Genomic DNA, 21,240 nt, shown 5'->3' with positions numbered 1-21,240 from the left:
CTCACAATTAACCTATCAAACCTGTATATTCATAATCTCATGATACGCACTAATCAACTTATTCCTTACCTGAATCCCCATTTGCAGCGAAATATTCGACTTCTGCATATTAACCATGACATCATTTAGCTCTACGCCGGGAGCGCCCAGCGTAAAATCTTGTGCTTGCTTGACCGCGCTCAAACGTGTCTGGTTTATTTTTTCTACTGCGGCAGTGAGCTGACTGGCAAAACCACTCTGCACTGGCAGCGGTTTGGCAATGTTTGCTGCTTGTAATGCCTGAGTCTGCATCTGTTGCAGCACACCTTCAATTGCCTGAATTGACATAAAAACCTCGCGTTAAATCACCCTATTGATGACGTGATTAAGTGCCATATTAGCCGTGGGCTGGTTGGCAGTTTTTCCACGCTGCCACCGTAACATAGCCCTTCTAATCTAAAGCGGGTAATTGAAGTCAAAATTCAAAGCTTATTGTGCCATTAAAAGAGGTGTGAACAGCGAATAATGATGGAATTAATAATAGGAAGAATCTTTTCGCTTGCGTATGGGGAGTCTGTTTTGTTACGCCACGCTTTTAGTATTCATGTTGACCAGCAAGGCAAGGATCGTCTATGAGTGCAACAAACGACGTTGAAAACCAAAACAAAGGTTTCAGCGCTATTATCAGCAGGATAAAAGCTGATCCGAAAGTTCCGTTATTAGTTGCTGGCTCCGCTGCCATCGCTATTGTCGTTGCTCTGTTTCTCTGGTTGCGCAGCCCCGATTATCGGGTGCTTTACAGCAATCTGAGTGATAAGGATGGCGGCGAAATCGTTACGCAATTAACCCAGATGAATGTCCCTTACCGTTTTTCCGAAAATGGTTCTGCGATCATGATACCTACTGATAAAATACATGAAACCCGCCTGAAACTGGCACAGCAAGGGCTGCCCAAAGGCGGGGCTGCGGGTTTTGAACTTCTGGATAAAGAGAAATTCGGCATTAGTCAGTTCAGTGAACAGGTCAATTACCAACGCGCACTGGAAGGCGAGTTGGCCCGTACTGTTGAATCTCTCGGCCCGGTTCAGAGCGCCCGAGTTCATCTGGCTATGCCAAAACCTTCTTTGTTCGTTCGTGAACAGAAATCGCCGTCAGCTTCTGTAACTGTTGGTTTGTTGCAAGGACGTGTACTGGATGAAGGACAAATCAATGCCATTGTGCATATGGTTTCAAGTAGTGTTGCCGGTTTACCAGCAGGGAATGTCACGATTGTGGATCAATCAGGACGTCTTCTGACACAAGCCGATGCCACTGGCCGTGATTTAAATACCACTCAGTTGAAATATACGCAGGAAATTGAAAACCGTTTCCAGCAACGCATTGAAACAATTCTGGCTCCTGTCGTCGGTCGTGGCAATATACATGCGCAGGTAACGGCTCAAGTCGATTTTTCCCGCCGCGAGGAAACAGCAGAAGAGTATAGGCCGAATCAGCCACCAAATCAGGCGGCTGTCCGCTCCAAACAGAGCAGTTCCAGCGAACAAAACGGCGGGCCATTGGTGGGCGGTGTACCGGGGGCATTGTCGAATCAGCCAAGTGCTGCACCGAGCGCACCGATTGAAAAACCAAATACCAATGCTAACTCTAAAGGCAATGGTGACGAAAAATCTGATCAACAGCAGCGCAATAATAGAAATAATAGCTATGAGCGCATGGTGAGCAATAATCGTAATAATCGTTATGACGAAACCACCAACTATGAAGTGGATCGCACCATTCGCCATACACAATTACACGCTGGCGCAGTGGAACGTCTTTCGGTTGCCGTTGTAGTCAACTACACCACCGCTCAGGGAGAAAACGGGCCTGAAACAAAACCGCTGACACCAGAACAATTAGCACAAATCGAAGCGCTGACCCGTGAAGCAATGGGCTTTTCTTCTGACCGTGGTGATAGCCTGAATGTGGTCAATACTCCGTTCAATGACACCACCGAAGTGATAGAAACCCTCCCGTTCTGGCAGCACCCTGTCCTACTGGATAAATTACTGGACGCAGGCCGTTGGTTACTGCTGGCATTCATTGCATGGTTACTGTGGCGTAAGATGATCGTACCGCAAATTGCCAAAAAACGTGCTGCGGAAAAAGCGGCTTTGGATACGCAGAAAAATCAGCAGAAACAAAACACAGAAACCAATGCAGAAATGGATGAAAAAATGCGACGTAAAATGGCTCGTCAACGAGTCAATGCTGAACTTCAAAGCCAGCGTATCCGTGAATTAGCAGAAAAAGATCCTCGCGTTGTTGCGCTGGTGATCCGTCAATGGATGAGTAACGAACAATGAGCCTGACCGGAACAGAAAGAAGTGCCGTCATGTTAATGACCCTGGGAGAAGATCAGGCAGCTGAGGTGTTCAAGCACCTGAATTCGCGGGAAGTACAACAACTCAGTATCGCAATGGCGGGGATGAGACAAGTCTCCACCCAGCAACTGGTTGAAGTACTGGCAGAGTTTGAAGAAGATGCGGGGCAATATGCTGCCCTCAGCATTAATGCCAACGATTATCTACGCAGCGTATTGATCAAAGCATTAGGTGAAGAGCGGGCTTCCAGTCTGCTTGAGGATATTCTTGAATCCCGTGATACCACTACAGGAATCGAAACCCTCAACTTTATGGAACCGCAGATGGCCGCCGATATGATCCGGGATGAACATCCGCAGATCATTGCCACCATTTTAGTTCATCTGAGCCGAGGTCAGGCAGCCGATATCCTTGCCCTGTTTGATGATCGCCTGCGCAACGATGTCATGCTGCGTATCGCCACATTTGGCGGTGTACAGCCTTCCGCATTGGCAGAATTGACTGAAGTCCTGAATAACCTGCTGGACGGTCAAAATCTCAAACGCAGCAAGATGGGTGGTGTTCGTACTGCGGCAGAAATCATCAACTTGATGAAAAGCCAGCAAGAAGAAGGCGTCATTGATGCAGTTCGTACCTATGATGGTGAACTGGCACAGAAAATCATTGATGAAATGTTTCTGTTCGAAAATCTTATCGGTGTGGACGATCGCAGTATCCAGCGTTTGTTGCAGGAAATTACGACCGAATCTCTGCTTGTCGCATTGAAAGGTTGCGATCAGGCATTGCGCGATCACTTCCTCAACAATATGTCGCAACGCGCTGCTGAAATCATGCGTGATGATTTGGCAAATCGTGGCCCTGTCCGTATGTCTCAGGTGGAAGCTGAACAGAAAACCATCCTGCTTGTGGTTCGTCGTCTGGCTGAAAGTGGCGATATGATCCTGAATGGTGGTGATGATACCTATGTCTGATAAGCCGAATAAAGGAAACTGGCAGCCTTGGCAGCCGGGCGAATTGACTCAATGGGAATCTCTGCGGGCAAAACTGGAACCAATGGATGAATTACAGCCGCCCAGCGAACAAGAGATTCTTCTGAAACAGGCAAAAATGCTGGACGAACTGAAAGAACAGGCCCGTCAAGCAGGTCATGCGCAAGGCTTTGCAGAAGGCCAGATTCAAGGTTATGAACAAGGACTCCAGGAAAGCCGACAGGCCGGACTGGAACAGGGTTTGCAAGAAGCCAGACAACAACAGCAAGTTGTCATTGACCAGTGGAAAGCACTACTGATGGATTTCAGCCATTCATTGGATGGATTAGATACCGTTATTGCTTCACGTCTGATGCAACTTTCACTGACAGCGGCTCACCATATCTTAGGGCAACCCGCTGTTTGTGACGGCACTGCCCTGTTGAATCAAATCCGTGAATTTATCCAGCAAGAACCTATGTTCAGCGGTAAACCTCAGCTGCGAGTCCATCCACAAAACATTCCTCTGGTTGAGCAAAAACTGGGGGAAGTTCTGACGTTGAATGGCTGGCGTTTGGTTGCAGATAACAAACTGCATCCGGGTAGCTGTAAAGTCAGTGCCGATGAAGGGGATCTGGATGCCAGTTTAGCCACGCGCTGGCACGAAATGTGCCGTCTGGCAGCATCGGGAGAATTATGATGACAGCAAGACTCGGACGCTGGCTGGCAACATTGGATTCACTGGAAAAGCGTCTGGAAAAAACGCCAAAAGTACGTCGCTATGGGCGCCTTACCCGTGCTACAGGTCTGGTCATGGAAGCCACTGGTTTGCATATGCCCCTTGGCTCGACCTGTCTTATCGAGCGTCAGAATGGTAAAAAGATTGAAGAAGTCGAAAGTGAAGTTGTCGGCTTCAATGGCGAAAAACTACTGTTAATGCCAATGGAAGAACTGGAAGGCATTGTACCGGGAGCCCGCGTCTATGCCCGCTCATACGGTGAGGATGCCGGAGGGGGGCGGCGCTTGCTTCTGGGGCCTGAATTGCTCGGCAGGGTTCTGGATGGTGCAGGACGTCCTCTTGATGATTTACCGGCTCCCGATACAGGCTATCGCGCTCCCCTGACAACAACTCCGTTTAACCCCCTGCAACGAACTCCAATCAGCAATGTACTGGATGTCGGCGTTCGTGCCATCAACTCCTTGCTGACGGTAGGACGCGGACAACGCATGGGGCTGTTCGCTGGATCGGGGGTTGGTAAGAGTGTACTGCTTGGCATGATGGCACGTTATACCCAAGCCGATGTGATCGTCGTAGGGCTGATTGGTGAACGAGGCCGGGAAGTCAAAGACTTTATCGAAAATATCTTAGGTACGGAAGGGTTGTTACGTTCAGTGGTCGTCGCCGCTCCTGCTGATGTTTCGCCGCTGTTACGGATGCAGGGGGCTTCTTACGCGACTCGCATCGCCGAAGATTTTCGAGATCGCGGTAAACATGTGCTGCTGATCATGGATTCCCTGACCCGCTACAGCATGGCCCAGCGCGAAATTGCACTGGCTATCGGCGAACCACCGGCAACCAAAGGTTATCCCCCTTCTGTATTTGCCAAATTACCCGCTCTGGTAGAAAGGGCGGGTAATGGCGTCAGTGACGGAGGTTCCATTACCGCATTTTATACTGTTCTGACAGAAGGTGATGACCAGCAAGACCCCATTGCCGATGCTGCCCGAGCCATCCTTGATGGCCATATCGTGTTATCACGCTCGTTGGCAGAATCAGGCCACTATCCGGCCATTGATATTGAGGCATCCATCAGCCGTGCCATGACCTCTCTGATCGACAATACCCATTACCGGCGGGTACAGCTCTTTAAACAGTTGCTTTCCAGTTATCAGCGTAACCGGGATTTGATCAACGTTGGGGCTTATGCTGCGGGTAGTGATCCTTTGTTGGATAAAGCGATTGAGCTTTATCCGCACATGGCTCAATTCCTGCAACAAGGCATTGATGAACGCAGTGAATATGATACGGCCTGTACTCAGCTTCAACAATTGTTACCGACATAATATCTTGCTTATGAAAATTTCGCCGAAGAGTATTCGGCCAACGGGTATAACGTTTGTCGGTTCAATGCCGATATAACTTTGATGCAATTCAGTAACGCTTATGTCTGCGTAGTGATTAATACGAGGAAATACATGCAACAACACTCCCCTCTCGTGACTTTACGTGAACTTGCCCAAGATGCGGCAGAAAAAGCGGCATCTCAGCTTACTCAGATTCGGCAAAACCACCAGCAAATGGAGCAACAACTCACGGCGTTAATGAATTATCAGGATGAATATCGTACCCGTTTGAATGACACTCTCAGCAGCGGCATGCCCTGCTCAACATGGCAGAATTACCAGCAGTTTATGAAAACGCTGGAAATGGCAATTGAACAGCACAAGTTACAGCTCAATCAATGGAAAAAACGACTTGAGCAAGCCATATCTCAATGGCAGGAAAAACAGCAGCGTCTGAACGCCTTCGACACACTGCAACAGCGGGCAGAACATAATCTGAAGTTACACCAAAATCGCATGGAGCAAAAACAAATGGACGAGTACGCACAACGTGGTGCACAACGGAGAATGAAACAATGAATCTCACTCTTTTACCTACGGATTTAAAACTCACGGATAAAGGTTCGGCAAAAAGTCAGTCATCCTTAAATGATCTCGTGAACGATAGCCATTCCCCTAAATTCGGGCAGCTTCTTGATGCAGAAACAGCCTCTATGCAGAAGCGCCCGGCTCAGGCAGGTAAACATAGTCTGAAAGAAAGAAATTCCGTTGTTGATAAAACAGCAAAAAGCGAATGGTCGCAATTACAGAGCGTATCAGATAAGACTGCCGAAGATAAATTGCAGAAAGAAATCACTCTGCAAGAGAACAATGCCGAATTTACTCTATTGAAAGATGACGATTTGCTGTCAGCCGATGCATTAAGTGCAGTTATTCCAATTCAGATTGCCGGATTAGTTACCCCTCCTACAGGTACTGTGGCGCTTGCCGAGAACACCGATGGATTGGCAGAAAATGAATTACTGGATAAATTACTGGATAGTGAAGGCGGCCTTGCCAGTGCGCTGCTGGACAAAAGTCCCAAAGATGCCAAGCTGACCAATATAGATCTTGTTGAATCACCTAAAGAGAGTGATCGGGATGAAAGCATACATCTTTCTGCTGCACGGAATACTGCCCTGAATCATAAATCAGACGATGCCACCGACATTCGCTCTACACTGGTACCAGCCGCTGGACAAATAAAACTTGCTACCAGCAATAAAGCAGAGTTCAACCAGTCTCTCCAAAGTAATACCATTCCTAAAAATCCAGCTTCGAGCAACGGTAAGGAATTAAATCTGCTTCAGGCGGCTGCTCCTGCATTAACTGCCACTACTGCTGAAACAACCTCAATTGATTCTCCTGCAATATTGGCAGCATCTCCCCTACTTTCAGCCGGACAGCAACCTGTGGGCCAATTTCAGCTAAGTGGAACAACCGCACCATTGTTGAATGCTCATCTTGGCAGTGAAGAGTGGCAGCAACAGCTCAACCGGCATGTCCTGTTCTTTAACCGTAATGGACTGCAACAAGCAGAACTTCGCCTACATCCCCAAGAATTGGGCGCGCTGCATATCCGCATGAGTGTTGAAGACAATCAAGCACAATTGCATTTTGTTTCTGCTCATCAAAATGTTCGTGCTGCACTGGAAGCTGCATTGCCGGGACTTCGCCATGCATTGGCTGAAAATGGCATTCAATTGGCGCAAAGCAGCGTAAATAGCGATGCCCAAGGGAATTGGCAGCAAGAACACCATGCCACTAATCATGCCAACGACCATTTAAGTTCCCGTGAAGATACCCAAAGTCATGGCTTGGCAGCCGCAACAGGAATAACGGCTTCTCCTGCATCAGCCATGAGAATGACACCTCAACAACTCGCCTCGACCCGAGGAGGTATTGATACATTTGCCTAATTATCCACCTGATTATTCGCCCAATATCATTATGCGCTGTAAGAAAGAGAAAAAGGGCCGATAACAAACGTGTGAGTTAATGGTTTTTTCCACGTTTGTTTCTGCCATTGCCGGAACAAAGACGCGGGATAATTGATATTGATTTTGATGGATAAGCAGACCCGCCACGGAATGCGCGGGGACTTATCCGCCACGGAAAACAGGAATTTGTCTGTCCATGTCTGATTATAGCTACGAGCATAAACGCATAAATCCAATTTGGATGATACTGTTAGTACTAATTGCTGTTATTGGTGCTGCCATCGGAGGGTATAGCTGGTGGGCGATGAACCAGTCGGCCAATAACAGTACAACAAAAACCAAAGTCATTAAAACCCCTGTGTTTATGTCTTTGGAACCTTTTACCGTCAATTTGATCGACAACGAAGATCATTTCGACCGTGTTCTGTATGTTGGAGTCACATTGCGTCTGTCTGAAGAAAAAATCCGTCAACGCTTGCATGATTATCTGCCAGAAGTTCGTAGCCGTATGTTGCTGTTATTATCTCGCCAGAAAGCGGCTGATTTAGCAAAAGATGACGGCAAGATGCATTTGGTGGCAGAGATCAAACAGACATTAAACCCGACACTGATACCCGGTGAACCTGATCAAGAGATCACCGATGTGTTGTTTACCACGTTTATTCTGCGATAATCACAATGAGTGACAATATTCTTTCACAGGCAGAGATCGATGCTCTGCTAAATGGTGACAGTGCCTCTACTGATGACGTGGAACAAACTGCGTCCGGAGAAAGTGAGGTTCGTCCTTACGATCCCAATACGCAACGCCGCGTTGTACGCGAACGTTTGCAGTCACTGGAAATCATCAATGAACGTTTTGCCCGCCAATTCAGGATGGGGCTGTTTAACATGCTGCGCCGCAGCCCGGATATTACGGTCGGCGCTATCAAGGTTCAGCCTTATCACGAATTTGCCCGCAATCTGGCCGTGCCAACCAATCTCAATTTGGTGCACTTGAAACCATTGAGGGGAACCGCACTATTCGCTTTCGAACCCAGTTTAGTTTATATCGCCGTTGATAACCTGTTTGGCGGAGATGGCCGTTTTCCCACCAAAGTGGAAGGCCGTGAATTTACCCATACCGAACAGCGGATCATCAACCGAATGCTGAAACTGGCGTTGGATGCCTATCGGGACGCCTGGGATTCTATATTTAAAATTGAAATGGAATATGTGCGTTCCGAAACACAGGTAAAATTCACCAATATCACCACTTCACCGAACGATATCGTGGTTACGACACCATTTCATGTGGAGATTGGTGCATTGACGGGCGAATTTAATATCTGTATTCCATTCGCCATGATCGAACCTCTGCGCGAACGCCTGACCAATCCACCAGTGGAAAATGTGCGTCAGGAAGATGGCCAGTGGCGTAAAAGTCTGGTGAAACAAGTTCAGCACTCAGAATTAGAGCTGGTGGCGAATTTTGTTGATATTCCCCTGCGGCTGTCAAAGATCCTCGAACTGAAAGCCGGCGATGTTTTGCCGGTTGAAAAACCTGAACGCCTGATCGTTCACGTTGATGGTGTGCCTGTGCTCACCAGTCAATATGGAACACTAAACGGGCAGTATGCCCTGCGTGTTGAACACCTGATTAACCCTGTTTTAACTGCTCTGGATGAGGAAAAGCCCAATGAGTGATGCTAAACAACCCACAGATACCAGACTGACTGAAGATATGTGGGCAGAAGCGCTGGAACAACAGGCCGCACAGCAAACCTCTGACGGCGGCGCGTCAATATTTGAGAATCTGGAACCACAGGATGTGCTCTCCCAGCTTTCTGATATTGATCTGATCATGGATATTCCCGTTAAGCTTTCTGTCGAGCTGGGTCGCACCAAAATGACCATTAAACAGCTACTGAAACTGTCACAAGGTTCTGTTGTTTCCCTTGATGGCCTTGCGGGTGAACCGTTGGATATTCTGATCAATGGCTATTTGATCGCACAAGGAGAAGTGGTTGTTGTATCCGATAAATACGGTATCCGTATCACAGATATCATCACTCCTTCTGAACGCATGCGTCGCTTGAGTCGTTAACCATGATGGCGAATCAGCCTTCCTTTCATGCGTCTTTTCAACGCGGTACGGCATCAGATGCCGTACCCGTCAGCACGACAGGCAGTACCGAACCTCTCCCGGCCGGACAAACCTTGATGCAAGTCAGTAGTGCATTGGGTGGTGTTTTATTGCTGATATTCTTCATAACATGGCTGGTTCGCCGTTTGGGTCTTGCTCCCGCCAAAAACAAAAATCACCGATTGTTAAATGTTAAGGCAAGCTGCTCACTCGGTCCAAAAGAGCGGGTCGTTGTGGTGGAAATCGAAGGCAATTGGCTGGTACTGGGCGTGACATCTCAACAGATCAATATGCTGCATCAAATGCCTGCCCCACCTGATGACGTGGAAAAGGACAACGTACTCAAGTCGCTGCCGTTTGGTCAGATGCTAAAAAATACGCTCCAGAGAAAAAGCAGGAACGACAAGGACGATGATGAAAAGTAGAGTTTTCTTTATGACAGGCAATCGAGTAACAGGCAAAAAACTTGTCTCACAGCTTTACCAAATACGATTAAGTTCAATACGATTAAGTTCAATACGTTTGAATTCAGTGCGTTTGGGAACCCTGCTTATGGCACTTTTGTTACCGCTGTTCCCCATGAACGCCGCTGCCGAATTGCCTGGCATCATCAGCCAGCCCTTGCCTAATGGCGGCCAAAGTTGGTCACTGCCCGTTCAAACGCTGATTTTTATCACGGCTCTGGGGTTCATTCCAGCCGCCCTGCTGATGATGACCAGCTTTACCCGCATCATCATCGTACTCGGCTTATTGCGTAACGCACTGGGAACTCCGTCTGCCCCGCCTAACCAAGTTATGCTGGGTCTGGCACTGTTCATGACATTTTTCATCATGGCGCCCGTATTCGATAAAGTATATCAAGATGCTTATTTACCCTACAGTGAAGATAAGATCACGCTGGAAACCGCATTGGACAAGGGTTCCAAGCCATTGCGCCAGTTTATGTTACGCCAGACCCGGGAAAATGATTTGGCTCTGTTTGCCCGCCTTGCAGATCAAGAAGCGTTTGAAACTGCGGATTCTGTGCCAATGCGTGTACTTGTACCTGCGTTTATTACCAGCGAATTGAAAACCGCTTTCCAGATTGGTTTTACCCTCTTCATCCCATTTTTAATTATCGATCTGGTCGTTGCCAGTGTTTTGATGGCATTGGGGATGATGATGGTGCCACCGGCCACTATATCGCTGCCGTTTAAACTTATGTTGTTTGTCCTGGTAGATGGCTGGCAATTATTACTTGGCTCACTGGCACAAAGTTTTTATGTCTGATAGGCAGTTTTTGTATCTGGCATGAAATCTTATTGGAAAAAGATCACAAAAGCGGTTTGAGAAAATTATGACTCCAGAATCGGTAATGGCCCTCGGTGTTGAGGCGATGAAAGTAGCACTGGCGCTGGCCGCACCACTGCTTTTATCTGCCCTGATCTGTGGCTTGATCATCAGCTTATTGCAGGCGGCAACTCAGGTAAACGAGATGACCTTATCGTTTATCCCAAAAATTTTGGCTGTTGTCGTTACTATCATCGTCGCTGGGCCGTGGATGCTGAACTTGCTGCTGGATTACATGCGCACGTTGTTTAGCAGTATTCCCACTATTATCGGTTAATCATGATTCCGTTTGATAGCGAAACACTTTCCCGCCTTGTCAGTGACTTTTTCTGGCCCTTGGTTCGTTTATTGGCGTTGTTTAGCATAGCGCCAATTTTCAGTGAAAAACAGATGCCGATAAAAGTCAGAATCGGTCTGGCATTAGTGATCACTGCTTTATTGGTTCCCAGTATTCCTTCTTCCCAAATTCCTATTTTTTCTGTTGCCGGAATTTGGGTATTAATACAACAAATCTTGATCGGCGTGGCTTTAGGCCTGACTATGCAAATCGCTTTTGCTGTTGTGCGCCATGCTGGTGAAGTTCTCGGTTTGCAGATGGGGCTTTCATTCGCCACCTTCTTTGATCCCACCGGTGGGCCGAATATGCCTATTTTATCCCGTATTCTGAATATGCTGATGATGTTACTATTTTTAGCATTTGACGGGCATCTGTGGCTGTTATCTATTTTGGTAGATACGTTTTATACCATTCCGGTTCAAGTGACACAGTTGAATCCGAAAGGTTTCCTGTTGTTAGCCCAAAGTGCCAGCCTGATTTTCGTTAACGGTATGATGCTGGCCATGCCAATGATTACCCTGCTACTAATCTTGAACTTTTCCTTAGGTATGCTAAATCGCATGACACCGCAACTTTCCGTTTTTGTGATCGGTTTTCCATTGACTCTGACAGTAGGAATTTTCACACTTTCCCTGCTGATCCCGATGCTGGTGCCATTTACTGAACGGTTATTTGGAGAAATGTTTGATAATCTGGCGGTGATTATCAATGAAATTGTGTTTTAAAACGTTATATTAATTTCAAGTTGCAACCAACAAAGCAGCAACTTGAAATCTATCAGGGAAGAGTTTTAACGTTTGTTCACTTAATTGAAATTAGGCTGACCATTGGATGCCGTTACTCCACCATCTATCGGTAAGTTTACTCCATTGATAAAGCTGGCATCTTCACTCGCTAAAAATGCAATGGCGGCTGCAACTTCAGAGGGTTTTCCTGCTCTTTGTAACGAAATTCGGCTATCAAAATGTTTCAGGGTTTCATCATCAAAACGGGCAACCATCGGCGTTGCCACTAAACTGGGGCATACAGCATTGACACGCACGCCCTGAGAACCATAATCCAGTGCCATAGCGCGGGTCACATTCACGACCGCTCCTTTTGCTGCGCAATAATGTGCGCCTCCCCAATCACCGCCTAGTCCTGATACAGAAGCATTATTGACAATACATCCTTTGCTTTCCAACAAATGCGGCAACGCAGAATAGCTACAATTGAGTACGCCATTAAGATTTGTAGCCAGTACCACATCCCCCTCTTCCTGAGATACACTTAATAAATCACCAACAACATACAAGCCCGCATTATTAACCAGAATATCTATCCGACCAAAATTTCTGACCGTTTCATCAACCATACTTTTGACTGAATCGCGATCCGCAACATCCGTCTGAATCACTAACGTCTTATCCGATAACAGTTCACTGAATACACGGTTAAGCTTATCTGTATCCCGCCCTGCCAGAACAACAATCGCACCTTCTTGAGAAAAACGCTTTGCTGTGGCCTCTCCAATACCACTGCCTGCACCAGTGATGACGACAACTTTATTTTCAAATCTCATCATGCTAATACCCTCATTAATATAAAAATCTCTGACCATATAATAAAATATGATTTAGAATATTTATTCTAACGAGTTAATGATACTCACAGCCTTATTAATTTTTATTATCGCTTTTCATTTTAAAATTTATTGACAAAAAAATTCAATAATAATTAAAACTTTAAAAATCCAACTTGGAATTAAATAGCAATTAAAAATTGTCGATCACCTCCTTACTTCTCTCAGCGCGAGGAGTAAGGGAATCTCATAATTTGTGTGCATTACTATTATGGATAGCCTATTTAAAAAAATAAAATAAATAAATAAATAAATAAATAAATAAAATAATATAAATAACACAGCGTAATAATTGTTTATAATCCAAATCATTTCTCAGGAAAATATTGAAATATTTTTCACGCTTGACATTTTATAAATTAAAGATGATAAATTGAATCAACGAGAAATATTTTCTTTTATATAAACAAAGCCTTTAGAAAGGGGTTAACTATCAAGTAATTAACGTATTTAAAAGGAGATTCTTATGATATCTAAAACGCTTCATTCTCCCACAATAAAATATTTACAGTGGGAAGCCAACGATGCTCCGCTGCTTATCATTCTTGGGCAATCCAACAGCTATGGTCATGGCACACAATTACCACTAGATGAAAGAATTACCCAAGGTTTAAACAATGTATTCACTCTATCCCTGCCAGAAGTTTATAGTATCAATTTTTCAACCATTAACTGGGTAGGATTGACCAGCTTTGGCAATGCCAATATTGGTGCCCCTGTCGGTTTACAACGCGGTAATCAAGATCATCCCTGCAATGTTGCCAACCGTTTCGCCAAATTTTGGCAAGGCCATATCAATCAGGGCAATACGTTGGATTTACCCGATCTTTACGTGATTTTAATGGGATACGGTGGGCAGGGAATGTATCTGGATAACCCTCCCGATAACCGCTGGGCACCAGAACGCGATCCCAAAGATGTAGAATCTCTTTATCCCCGAGCAATGAGAACATTGCGTATGGCCGTTCAGTCACTACGGAAAATGGGGAAAAATCCACGTATTCTGGCGATTCATTGGAATCAATGGGAGGCGGAAACAGAAAGTTTAGCGGCAGCCAAAGTTTCAGAGGTGAATTTTACCCGGATCATCACAGGAATTAGCGATGCTATCAGTTCCCGTGATATTCCGTGGCGATTGTATTATCCACTTTCAGTCGCCTTTGATCCCCTTAATACCAGCTATGTCAATAAAGCAATTGAAGATATTATTGCCGCTGAGTCCAGATACCGTATTCTGATTGATGCTCGGAATTCGCAAAATTATACCGGTGTCGCTTCTGAATATGGTGTATTCCTGCCCGATAAAATGCATTATAACAGCACAACCCAAACATGGTTCGCCCAACAAGAATGGGAACGGATTTTATCTGGCTATAACGGTGTCAAGGTATAATCCTGTAATTTTTCAAACTTATTTTTAAGGATTCGCTTGCCAGATTCTGTCAATATCAATTCTCTGCTGTCCAATTGCCTGATTGCCCACTTTTTCTTTAAAAAAGTGTCAAGTAATGATGCCCCCAAGGAGCCGCCAAGATGAAAGTATCGTTCACTCCAATCAAGACAAGAGCAGGCGAATTTTCGGCGTGAGGAAAGTTGAGTATCAGCGCATATATCAAGAGAAAACAGAAAATCTTTACCGGTTGACGTTAATTCATAGCTATCAGTTATCCAATGATTTGCCAGAAAACTATCATGAATTTTTACCGCAATTTCTCCTGCCATATGATCATAACAAGTTCGGAAAAAATGCAAAGATTTGGGTGTGGAAATTTTGGCAATATCTTTATGTTCACCATTGGCAAATCGCATCATATTTTCGAGTAATTCAGCCACTTCTGTACTGTGTATTTTAAAATAGCGATGTCGCCCTTGTTGAAGACAGCTAATTAAATTTTCTTCCCGCAAACGATTTAAATGAGCACTGGTTGTTGACGGTACGACATCAGTAGCTGCACTTAATTCTGTCGCGGTATAAGCACGACCATCCATCATCAAAAATAACATGCGGGCACGAGTGCGATCTGCCAATATCGCGGCAATAGCTGCCACTCTTGCTTCAAGATTAAATTCATTCATATTTTGACAGCCATCGAAGTGACAATAGATTCAGCAAGATATCTTAGGTTTTTTTATCTTGCAAGGAGGTGACAATGTTAGTTGTCATATTTGAAGTTGAAATCGCAGAAAACCAAAGTGATCGTTATTTTGATACCGCTGCGGCCATTAGGCCATTATTGAACTCAATCCCAGGTTTTATCTCCGTGGAACGTTTTCAGAGTCTTAATCATAATAATAAATATCTGTCCCTCTCTTACTGGCATGATGAAGAATCTATAAAACAGTGGCGACATACAGGCCAACACCGGGAAGCACAAGAGTTAGGACGCAACAGAGTATTTGCAGATTATCATCTGAAAGTCGCCGCTATTATCCGCAATTATGGGATGTATAGCAGGGAGGAATCACCAACTGAAATATGAGATATAATCAACTATAGATGACTTGATGTAACTTTTCGGTCACTGGATAAATCAGTGACCGGAAGTTTAGCTCTGTTGTTGGTAATCGTTTTTTGGATTTGGTTTTTTTAATTTTTAATCAAACTTTATCAAATCAATGCGCAGGGAACGGACATTCCGCAAACCGACCAAAAAACATCCAATACCAATACCCAACTAAAAAAAACACTGTCAACAAATAGGCAATCGCCCGTAATATATCCACCGAAAAATCTTTGACACCTTTCGCTACAAAAAAAATCATAAAGGGCAATAAAAGCAAAAAGCATAAAGGCGCTGTCAATAACCTGTCATCATTGATAACGAAGTTATTTACCAGATCGCAAACCGTCTTGATATCCTGTTCCCCGATCATCCAGTCATGATCAATTGTTGAAAGACAACCAATCAATATCGTACTGAATAAAATAAAAATAACACAAAAGAGTAAACTTATAATTTTCATGTTTATTTATTCTTATCATCTATAATAAGACAATATTTAACCCTAGCCAAAAAACACCCAAACAATAACCCATGTTTTATATCAAAAAATCTAATGTAATATTCCGCTTTCCTATCAAGATAAGATCTTGATCACAAGATAAAATAATATATTAAACAGAAAAATCTGAATTTATCTGGTAGAGAGTCATTTTACTCGATTATAATTCCTATTATCATCCTTAATTTGAAATGATAATTCACTAACCTATTTTTACTACGTTTGTCATACATCAAAACCATAAAAAAGCTCAAACATTGTTTGTAATAAAAATTTTTAAAATATATCTCCTTTTAATTTCTAATTTATGGCTGTTTATTTTAACTTCATGACTTATACAAAAATGGTTTGATTATTACTCTCTGTTATTTTGAAGTTGCTAATTTTTTATGCAGAAGAGATGCTTTGAGAGGAAGAATAGCCAAAAGAAGACATACCCTAATAAAGGCAAGAAAACAGAGATACATACACAGCCAACAAAAACTGTATATACAAAAATAGGGGAAATAATCCGCCCTTATCTTCTTTCTCATTTCCACTGGAAAAGAGAAAGAAGATAAGGGCTTGAGAAAACACTATGCCACACTTAATCAGCGATATACCTCAAACAAAGACATGCCTTTTAAGTCAGTAAACGCTTTGAAAGAAGCTTGCAGTGCAGCCTGTTGCTGATAGTACTCAGAAATAGTCGCAACCCAATCGGCATCGACCAGCTCTCCTGAGCGCACTTTGTTAGATATGCTACGTTCACTGCCCAATGAATCCAGTTGGTCTAGTTCCTGAAGCTGTAAACCGAGAACCGCTTCTACAGAAGAGAAGTTGTTCAAGTTATTGCGAATGCCACGATTAGCTTTATCCATCAACACCTTTGCTTCATTCTTTTGTTCATCAGTAGCGTTACTGTATGGCATTTTTAATGCCTTAATTGCCATATCAATGGAAGCAAAAACATCTGACTCACTGTTGACTTCTTTACCAGGTTTCTCACTGGGTTCTTTGATCGGGTTACTGGGTTGGGATAAAAATGCTTCTCTCCCTGTATGGGCAATAATCATCGAACGATTATCATCCACTTTCTGGGTGATTCTTTCTTCACCACCAACGTAACTCACCTTCCCACTATTCTTATCAGCAACAAAAGGAGGTTTGTCCGTCTTATAACCGGCAAAAATATAACGACCATTACCATCGGTTTTATTGCCCAGATTCAGCAATTCTTGTTTGAAACCTTCCAACTGCTGGGCATAAGATTCACGATCCTGATCGCTATACTCATCCGTCGCAGCTACTATTGTTTCAAAAACATTATTTATAACTGTTACCATATTTGAGGTAATGCTCAGCTGCGCTGACATAGAGTTTCTGGCAAAAATGCGGGCAGTAGCAAACTGCTGGTTTTTCGACTCAGACTGAGAAACCATAATGTTCTGCGAAGCAGCCAACGGATCATCTGACGGATTAATCACTCGACGACCGCTGGACAATTGCTCACCCGATTTCATCCACTTAGATTGGGCACTCAAGATCCCATTCATTTTTTGACTGTATAATTGATTCGTACTTACACGCACAATATCACTTCCTTTTTCTCATTCAACCAAACGGTGATTAACGAATACCCAAAATAGCGTCAAACAATGTTGTCGCAGTCTGCATTACACGGGCATTTGCCAAATAATACTGCTGCAAGCGTTGCAGTTCGCCGTATTCTTCGTCCATATTGACACCCGAAATTGATTGGCGTGTTGTTTTGAGTTGATCGACGATATGTTTCTGAGCTTCGAAACCAATTTCAGCTTTGTTCGCATCGCTGCCTACTTTACTCACCAACGAAGCATAGGCACCAGCAAAGGAGGACTTGCCATCAACTAAACGCTTATCCTGCAATTCAAGGAATTTCTTCACATTGCGGTTATCACTCTGGCCTCCATCTTTAGTACCGGCGGTCGCCAACTGAGAAGAGTCTTTCAGGTTCACTTCCAACGTTGCCGCAACATTGCTGACGGTTTTCAACGTGTAAGTATCGTTAGCTTCTGTCTTGGAAGAGTCAATTTTGACTTTCAGTCCGTCGAATTCCAGCGTATCTCCCCCTTTTTTCACAGAGATCATTGCCTTGTCAGAAATACGCTGAGCCTTCCAATCCTTGCCGTCAAATTTGAGGGTATAATCACTGCCCTTAACTTTAGAGGTATCGGCATATTCGACTGTAATCTCAGCCAAGCCTTTATTATTGCTGTTAGCAACGGTTTCCGGTTTGGTGAAATTAAAGAAATCAATACCTTCGTTGCCTTTGAAATCAAAACCAGCACGATGTACCTGATTGAACTGATCTGCCATTACCAATGCCAGTTGATTCAATCCATTACGGGTTTTATCCACGGCTTCTCTGCGTACCTCCAATGCACCACCCAGAGCACCCTGAGAGATAAAGCGTTCATCAATTTCCCAGGTACCGGATATACCATTGTTGTAACCCAATGTAATACGGCTGCTGTCAATGCTGGATGGAATAGCTTCCAATTGATAGGATTGATTACCTGATACCAGTGTCATACCGCCACCGAATGAGATGTTAAAAACACCACCATCCTGCTGAACCACATTCACTTCTACCAGTTGGTTTAATCGACTAACAGCTTCATCGCGCTTATCCAGCAAAGCCAGTGGTTCGCCATTACCTGTACCGCGCATATGGGTAATTTCATTGTTCAGATTGGAAATTTCTTTCGTGTACTGATTGATCTCTTGAACATTTTGTTCAATTTGGGAATTGATACTGTTATCGATTTGACGCAGATATACATCAGCTTCTTTGAAGCGGCTGGTCAGACCTTCCGCCTTGCCCAGTACCGTGGTTCTGGCAGCGCTGTTTTCCGAATTACTTTCAACCGCTCCCAGACTTTTGAAAAAATCGCCAATGGAATTAGATAAGCTGACGTCTTTATCCGCCAACAGATCATTGATTTTAATCATCTGCTGATTATACGTTTTTAACGCAGCATATTTGGTTTGTGCCGCATTATATTGCCCAGTGAGGAATTCGCTGTATTCTCGGTTGATACCGCTGACAACCGCTCCGTTGCCCACAAAGCCCACAGGGGACATGGTTCCATTATTTTGTGTCATTACGGTAGTCTGTCGGTTATAGTCCGCGTTTTTGGAGTTGGCAATATTATTACCTACTACACCCATTGCCACCTGCGCGGCATTAATACCACTCATGGCAGTATTCATAAGGCTATTGGACATGTGTAGATCCTTTTACGTTTTTCTTTAAACCTCCATCTATAGGAGGTCATTCACTGATACAGTTATCGGCAAATCACCTTGTTCCTTGAGCGAAAATACGCTTAGTTCCGATAGTTCTTGCTTAAAGCTAAATGGGCTAAAACAGGTTGTCGAAATCGTAGGTGTAGGCTTTTGCCATCTGGTGGCCGGTATTTTTTAACTGCTGGATCAGTGACACGAGTTTTTTGGCGTAACCGGGGTCGGTGGCGTATCCGGCATCCTGCAAGGAGTATGCGCCCTGCTCAGCCGTTGTTGATTGCGCTACCTTAGTGTAACGAGGGTTTTCTGTCAGTAGTTTGACATAATCCGTTATCGCTTCCACATAAGAACCATATACGCGGAAACTGTCCTGCATTTTCTTCGGTTCGCCATCAATATATTCCGTCGTCATAATATTGGTGACAGCTCCTTTCCAATGCTTACCGGCTTTGATACCAAACAGGTTATGACTCGGTTTGCCTTCTGCGGTCAGGATTTCCCGTTGTCCCCAGCCCGATTCCAGCGCAGCCTGTGCAATGATCAATAAATGTGGAATACCACTTTGCTGACTCGCCAATTGCGCAGGCAAGGAAAGCATGGAAACAAAGTTGGTACTGTTCATCGTCAATGGCTTCGACTGGACTGGACCATTAGAGAAGGACGGGGAAGCATTTTCAGGTATGGCCCGGTGCATAAACGGCTCCAATGGCTGTTTAGGCAATGTTTGCAGAATATCATTCCCTAATGGCATCGGGACTGTTCCCGCCAGTTCACCCGAAATATTATTAGCGTTGGAGAACTGTTTGACGATCATATCAGCAAATCCCAGTCCCTTTTGGGAAAGATCCTGAGCAATTTGCTGATCGTACATCGAAGTATAAAAACGGGTCTGCTCGCTGCTTAAGATTCCATCCTGTGGCAACGAGGAACGCATACTTTTCAGCATTATCTGAACGAAAACACCTTCCAGTTGTTGGGCTACTTGCCGTAGCCCTTGCTCTGGTTCCTGTGACAGTTTCGCTTTCAGTGAATGCAGTGAATTAACATCGTAAGCAGCGTTGGACATCGTCAGAAAATCATTCATCAGATAATCTCCAGCTTCGCACGCAGACAACCTGCGCTCTCCATTGCCTGCAAAATCGACATTAAATCCGTTGGTGTCGCACCCAGCGTATTCAATGCACGCACAACTTGAGCGAGATTCGCGCTGGCACTGACTTGTTGCAATGCGCTGCCCTGCTCCTGAATGCCGACATTAGTATTACGGGTTACAACGGTATTGCCACCCGCCAATGGCGTATTAGGCTGGTTGACCGCAGTCTGACGCTCAACGGTCACTGACAGGCTACCGTGGGCAATGGCACAACTATCCAGCGTGACATTGCGGTTCATCACGACTGACCCTGTACGGGAGTTGAAAATCACTTTGGCATCACCTGCATCCACACGAATAGTCAGATTCTGTACTTGAGACAGAAATTTCACCTGCTCGCTGTTTTCCATCGGCACCCGCAACTGCACAGTGCGGGAATCCAGCGGGATTGCCGTTCCTGTCCCCTTCAGGCGGTTGACCGCATCACTGATTTGCTGGGCCAAACTAAAATCATCATCATTCAGTTGCAGGTTCAAAGTACCTTTCTGACCGAATTGCGTTAGCAATTCACGCTCAATCACTGCACCGTTGGAAATTCGCCCACCTGCAAGCTGATTGATTTTGATGCTGTTACCTCCAGCACTCGCACCTGCACCTCCCACCAGAATATTTCCCTGAGCCAACGCATAGACTTGATTATCCACGCCTTTCAATGGTGTCATCAGCAATGTACCACCACGCAGGCTTTTAGCATTACCCAGAGAGGAAACTACAACGTCAATGTTTTGCCCTGCACGCGCAAAAGGTGGCAGCTTGGCTGTCACCATGACGGCAGCAACATTTTTAAGCTGCATATTCGTACCGGGCGGTACGGTAATTCCCAACTGTGACAGCATATTGCTCAAACTTTGGGTAGTAAAAGGCGTCTGCATGGTTTGGTCACCCGTACCATCCAACCCAACCACCAAACCATAACCAATCAGTGCGTTATCCCTGACACCTTCTATGGTCGTCAAATCACGAATGCGTTCCGCAAAAGCGCCCGTTGATGCAATCGTATTGAACAGTACCAGCAAAAATGTAAGAAGGCTGGCGACTAATTTTTTCATCCT

General features: G+C 44.8%; 23 protein-coding genes. 15 read left to right on the top strand and 8 right to left on the bottom strand.

Annotation, left to right across the window (positions count from 1 at the left end; genetic code table 11):
• Window positions 1-15: 15 nt before the first annotated feature.
• The gene (gene fliE, locus AC5JQI_RS07675; protein ID WP_092547811.1) at window positions 16-327 is read right to left on the bottom strand and encodes a flagellar hook-basal body complex protein FliE; all 312 of its coding nucleotides are present in this window, start codon (window positions 325-327) and stop codon (window positions 16-18) included.
• Window positions 328-611: 284 nt separating this feature from the next.
• On the opposite strand from fliE, the gene fliF reads away from it, so the two are divergent.
• The 13 genes from fliF to fliR all read left to right on the top strand — a co-directional run bounded on the left by fliF (window position 612) and on the right by fliR (window position 11,869).
• Window positions 612-2,324, top strand: a complete 1,713-nt coding sequence (gene fliF / locus AC5JQI_RS07670; protein WP_493914271.1) for a flagellar basal-body MS-ring/collar protein FliF — start codon at window positions 612-614, stop codon at window positions 2,322-2,324.
• Entirely contained in the window at window positions 2,321-3,313 is a 993-nt protein-coding gene (gene fliG, locus AC5JQI_RS07665; protein ID WP_237387164.1) for a flagellar motor switch protein FliG, read from the top strand. Before fliF ends, fliG begins: the two co-directional genes overlap by 4 nt.
• Window positions 3,306-4,010: a flagellar assembly protein FliH gene (gene fliH, locus AC5JQI_RS07660; RefSeq protein ID WP_237387165.1), complete on the top strand. Its 705-nt coding sequence runs from the start codon at window positions 3,306-3,308 to the stop codon at window positions 4,008-4,010. Before fliG ends, fliH begins: the two co-directional genes overlap by 8 nt.
• Window positions 4,010-5,374: a flagellar protein export ATPase FliI gene (fliI, locus tag AC5JQI_RS07655; protein WP_237387166.1), complete on the top strand. Its 1,365-nt coding sequence runs from the start codon at window positions 4,010-4,012 to the stop codon at window positions 5,372-5,374. Before fliH ends, fliI begins: the two co-directional genes overlap by 1 nt.
• A 132-nt stretch (window positions 5,375-5,506) precedes the next feature.
• Entirely contained in the window at window positions 5,507-5,953 is a 447-nt protein-coding gene (gene fliJ, locus AC5JQI_RS07650) for a flagellar export protein FliJ (RefSeq protein WP_493914270.1), read from the top strand.
• Window positions 5,950-7,332, top strand: coding sequence for a flagellar hook-length control protein FliK (locus tag AC5JQI_RS07645; protein WP_493914269.1), 1,383 nt, complete (start codon window positions 5,950-5,952; stop codon window positions 7,330-7,332). The genes fliJ and AC5JQI_RS07645 overlap by 4 nt, the downstream gene beginning before the upstream one ends.
• Before the next feature lie 217 nt (window positions 7,333-7,549).
• On the top strand, window positions 7,550-8,026 hold the full coding sequence (gene fliL / locus AC5JQI_RS07640; RefSeq protein ID WP_493914268.1) for a flagellar basal body-associated protein FliL: 477 nt from the start codon (window positions 7,550-7,552) through the stop codon (window positions 8,024-8,026).
• Between the two features lie 5 nt (window positions 8,027-8,031).
• Window positions 8,032-9,039 (top strand): flagellar motor switch protein FliM, encoded by a 1,008-nt coding sequence (gene fliM / locus AC5JQI_RS07635; RefSeq protein WP_237387170.1) that lies wholly within the window; start codon window positions 8,032-8,034, stop codon window positions 9,037-9,039.
• Window positions 9,032-9,439: a flagellar motor switch protein FliN gene (fliN, locus tag AC5JQI_RS07630; protein ID WP_237387171.1), complete on the top strand. Its 408-nt coding sequence runs from the start codon at window positions 9,032-9,034 to the stop codon at window positions 9,437-9,439. The genes fliM and fliN overlap by 8 nt, the downstream gene beginning before the upstream one ends.
• A gap of 2 nt (window positions 9,440-9,441) precedes the next feature.
• Complete coding sequence (fliO, locus tag AC5JQI_RS07625) at window positions 9,442-9,903, top strand: flagellar biosynthetic protein FliO (RefSeq protein WP_237387172.1); 462 nt, start codon at window positions 9,442-9,444, stop codon at window positions 9,901-9,903.
• A gap of 127 nt (window positions 9,904-10,030) precedes the next feature.
• Window positions 10,031-10,747: a flagellar type III secretion system pore protein FliP gene (fliP, locus tag AC5JQI_RS07620; RefSeq protein ID WP_493914636.1), complete on the top strand. Its 717-nt coding sequence runs from the start codon at window positions 10,031-10,033 to the stop codon at window positions 10,745-10,747.
• Window positions 10,748-10,814: 67 nt separating this feature from the next.
• Complete coding sequence (fliQ, locus tag AC5JQI_RS07615) at window positions 10,815-11,084, top strand: flagellar biosynthesis protein FliQ (RefSeq protein ID WP_237387173.1); 270 nt, start codon at window positions 10,815-10,817, stop codon at window positions 11,082-11,084.
• A 2-nt stretch (window positions 11,085-11,086) separates the two neighbouring features.
• Complete coding sequence (gene fliR, locus AC5JQI_RS07610) at window positions 11,087-11,869, top strand: flagellar biosynthetic protein FliR (RefSeq protein WP_237387174.1); 783 nt, start codon at window positions 11,087-11,089, stop codon at window positions 11,867-11,869.
• Between the two features lie 80 nt (window positions 11,870-11,949).
• Here the strand turns inward: fliR and budC are convergent, their stop codons facing one another.
• Window positions 11,950-12,708, bottom strand: a complete 759-nt coding sequence (gene budC, locus AC5JQI_RS07605) for a meso-2,3-butanediol dehydrogenase (RefSeq protein ID WP_493914267.1) — start codon at window positions 12,706-12,708, stop codon at window positions 11,950-11,952.
• A 523-nt stretch (window positions 12,709-13,231) separates the two neighbouring features.
• On the opposite strand from budC, the gene AC5JQI_RS07600 reads away from it, so the two are divergent.
• The gene (locus AC5JQI_RS07600; protein WP_493914266.1) at window positions 13,232-14,158 is read left to right on the top strand and encodes a hypothetical protein; all 927 of its coding nucleotides are present in this window, start codon (window positions 13,232-13,234) and stop codon (window positions 14,156-14,158) included.
• On the opposite strand, the gene AC5JQI_RS07595 is transcribed toward AC5JQI_RS07600, so the two are convergent.
• A complete protein-coding gene (locus AC5JQI_RS07595; RefSeq protein WP_493914265.1) occupies window positions 14,137-14,841 on the bottom strand; it encodes an ArsR/SmtB family transcription factor in 705 nt (234 codons plus the stop codon). The genes AC5JQI_RS07600 and AC5JQI_RS07595 overlap by 22 nt on opposite strands.
• 74 nt (window positions 14,842-14,915) lie before the next feature.
• Between AC5JQI_RS07595 and AC5JQI_RS07590 the strand changes: the two genes are divergently transcribed.
• Entirely contained in the window at window positions 14,916-15,245 is a 330-nt protein-coding gene (locus AC5JQI_RS07590) for an antibiotic biosynthesis monooxygenase family protein (protein ID WP_493914264.1), read from the top strand.
• Window positions 15,246-15,378: 133 nt separating this feature from the next.
• Here AC5JQI_RS07590 and AC5JQI_RS07585 read toward each other — a convergent pair whose 3' ends face one another.
• From AC5JQI_RS07585 to AC5JQI_RS07565, 5 genes are all read right to left on the bottom strand, one after another.
• Entirely contained in the window at window positions 15,379-15,729 is a 351-nt protein-coding gene (locus AC5JQI_RS07585) for a DUF2645 family protein (protein WP_493914263.1), read from the bottom strand.
• Window positions 15,730-16,358: 629 nt separating this feature from the next.
• A complete protein-coding gene (gene flgL, locus AC5JQI_RS07580) occupies window positions 16,359-17,339 on the bottom strand; it encodes a flagellar hook-associated protein FlgL (protein ID WP_493914262.1) in 981 nt (326 codons plus the stop codon).
• 37 nt (window positions 17,340-17,376) lie between these two features.
• Window positions 17,377-19,017 (bottom strand): flagellar hook-associated protein FlgK, encoded by a 1,641-nt coding sequence (gene flgK / locus AC5JQI_RS07575; RefSeq protein ID WP_493914261.1) that lies wholly within the window; start codon window positions 19,015-19,017, stop codon window positions 17,377-17,379.
• Between the two features lie 136 nt (window positions 19,018-19,153).
• Window positions 19,154-20,119, bottom strand: a complete 966-nt coding sequence (gene flgJ / locus AC5JQI_RS07570; RefSeq protein WP_493914260.1) for a flagellar assembly peptidoglycan hydrolase FlgJ — start codon at window positions 20,117-20,119, stop codon at window positions 19,154-19,156.
• Window positions 20,119-21,237 (bottom strand): flagellar basal body P-ring protein FlgI, encoded by a 1,119-nt coding sequence (locus AC5JQI_RS07565; RefSeq protein ID WP_493914259.1) that lies wholly within the window; start codon window positions 21,235-21,237, stop codon window positions 20,119-20,121. The genes flgJ and AC5JQI_RS07565 overlap by 1 nt, the downstream gene beginning before the upstream one ends.
• Window positions 21,238-21,240: the final 3 nt, after the last annotated feature.

Source organism: Xenorhabdus sp. XBWT (genome assembly GCF_059072735.1).
Note: the sequence above shows the minus strand (reverse complement) of the source record. Positions and strands in the feature narration are given on the sequence as shown.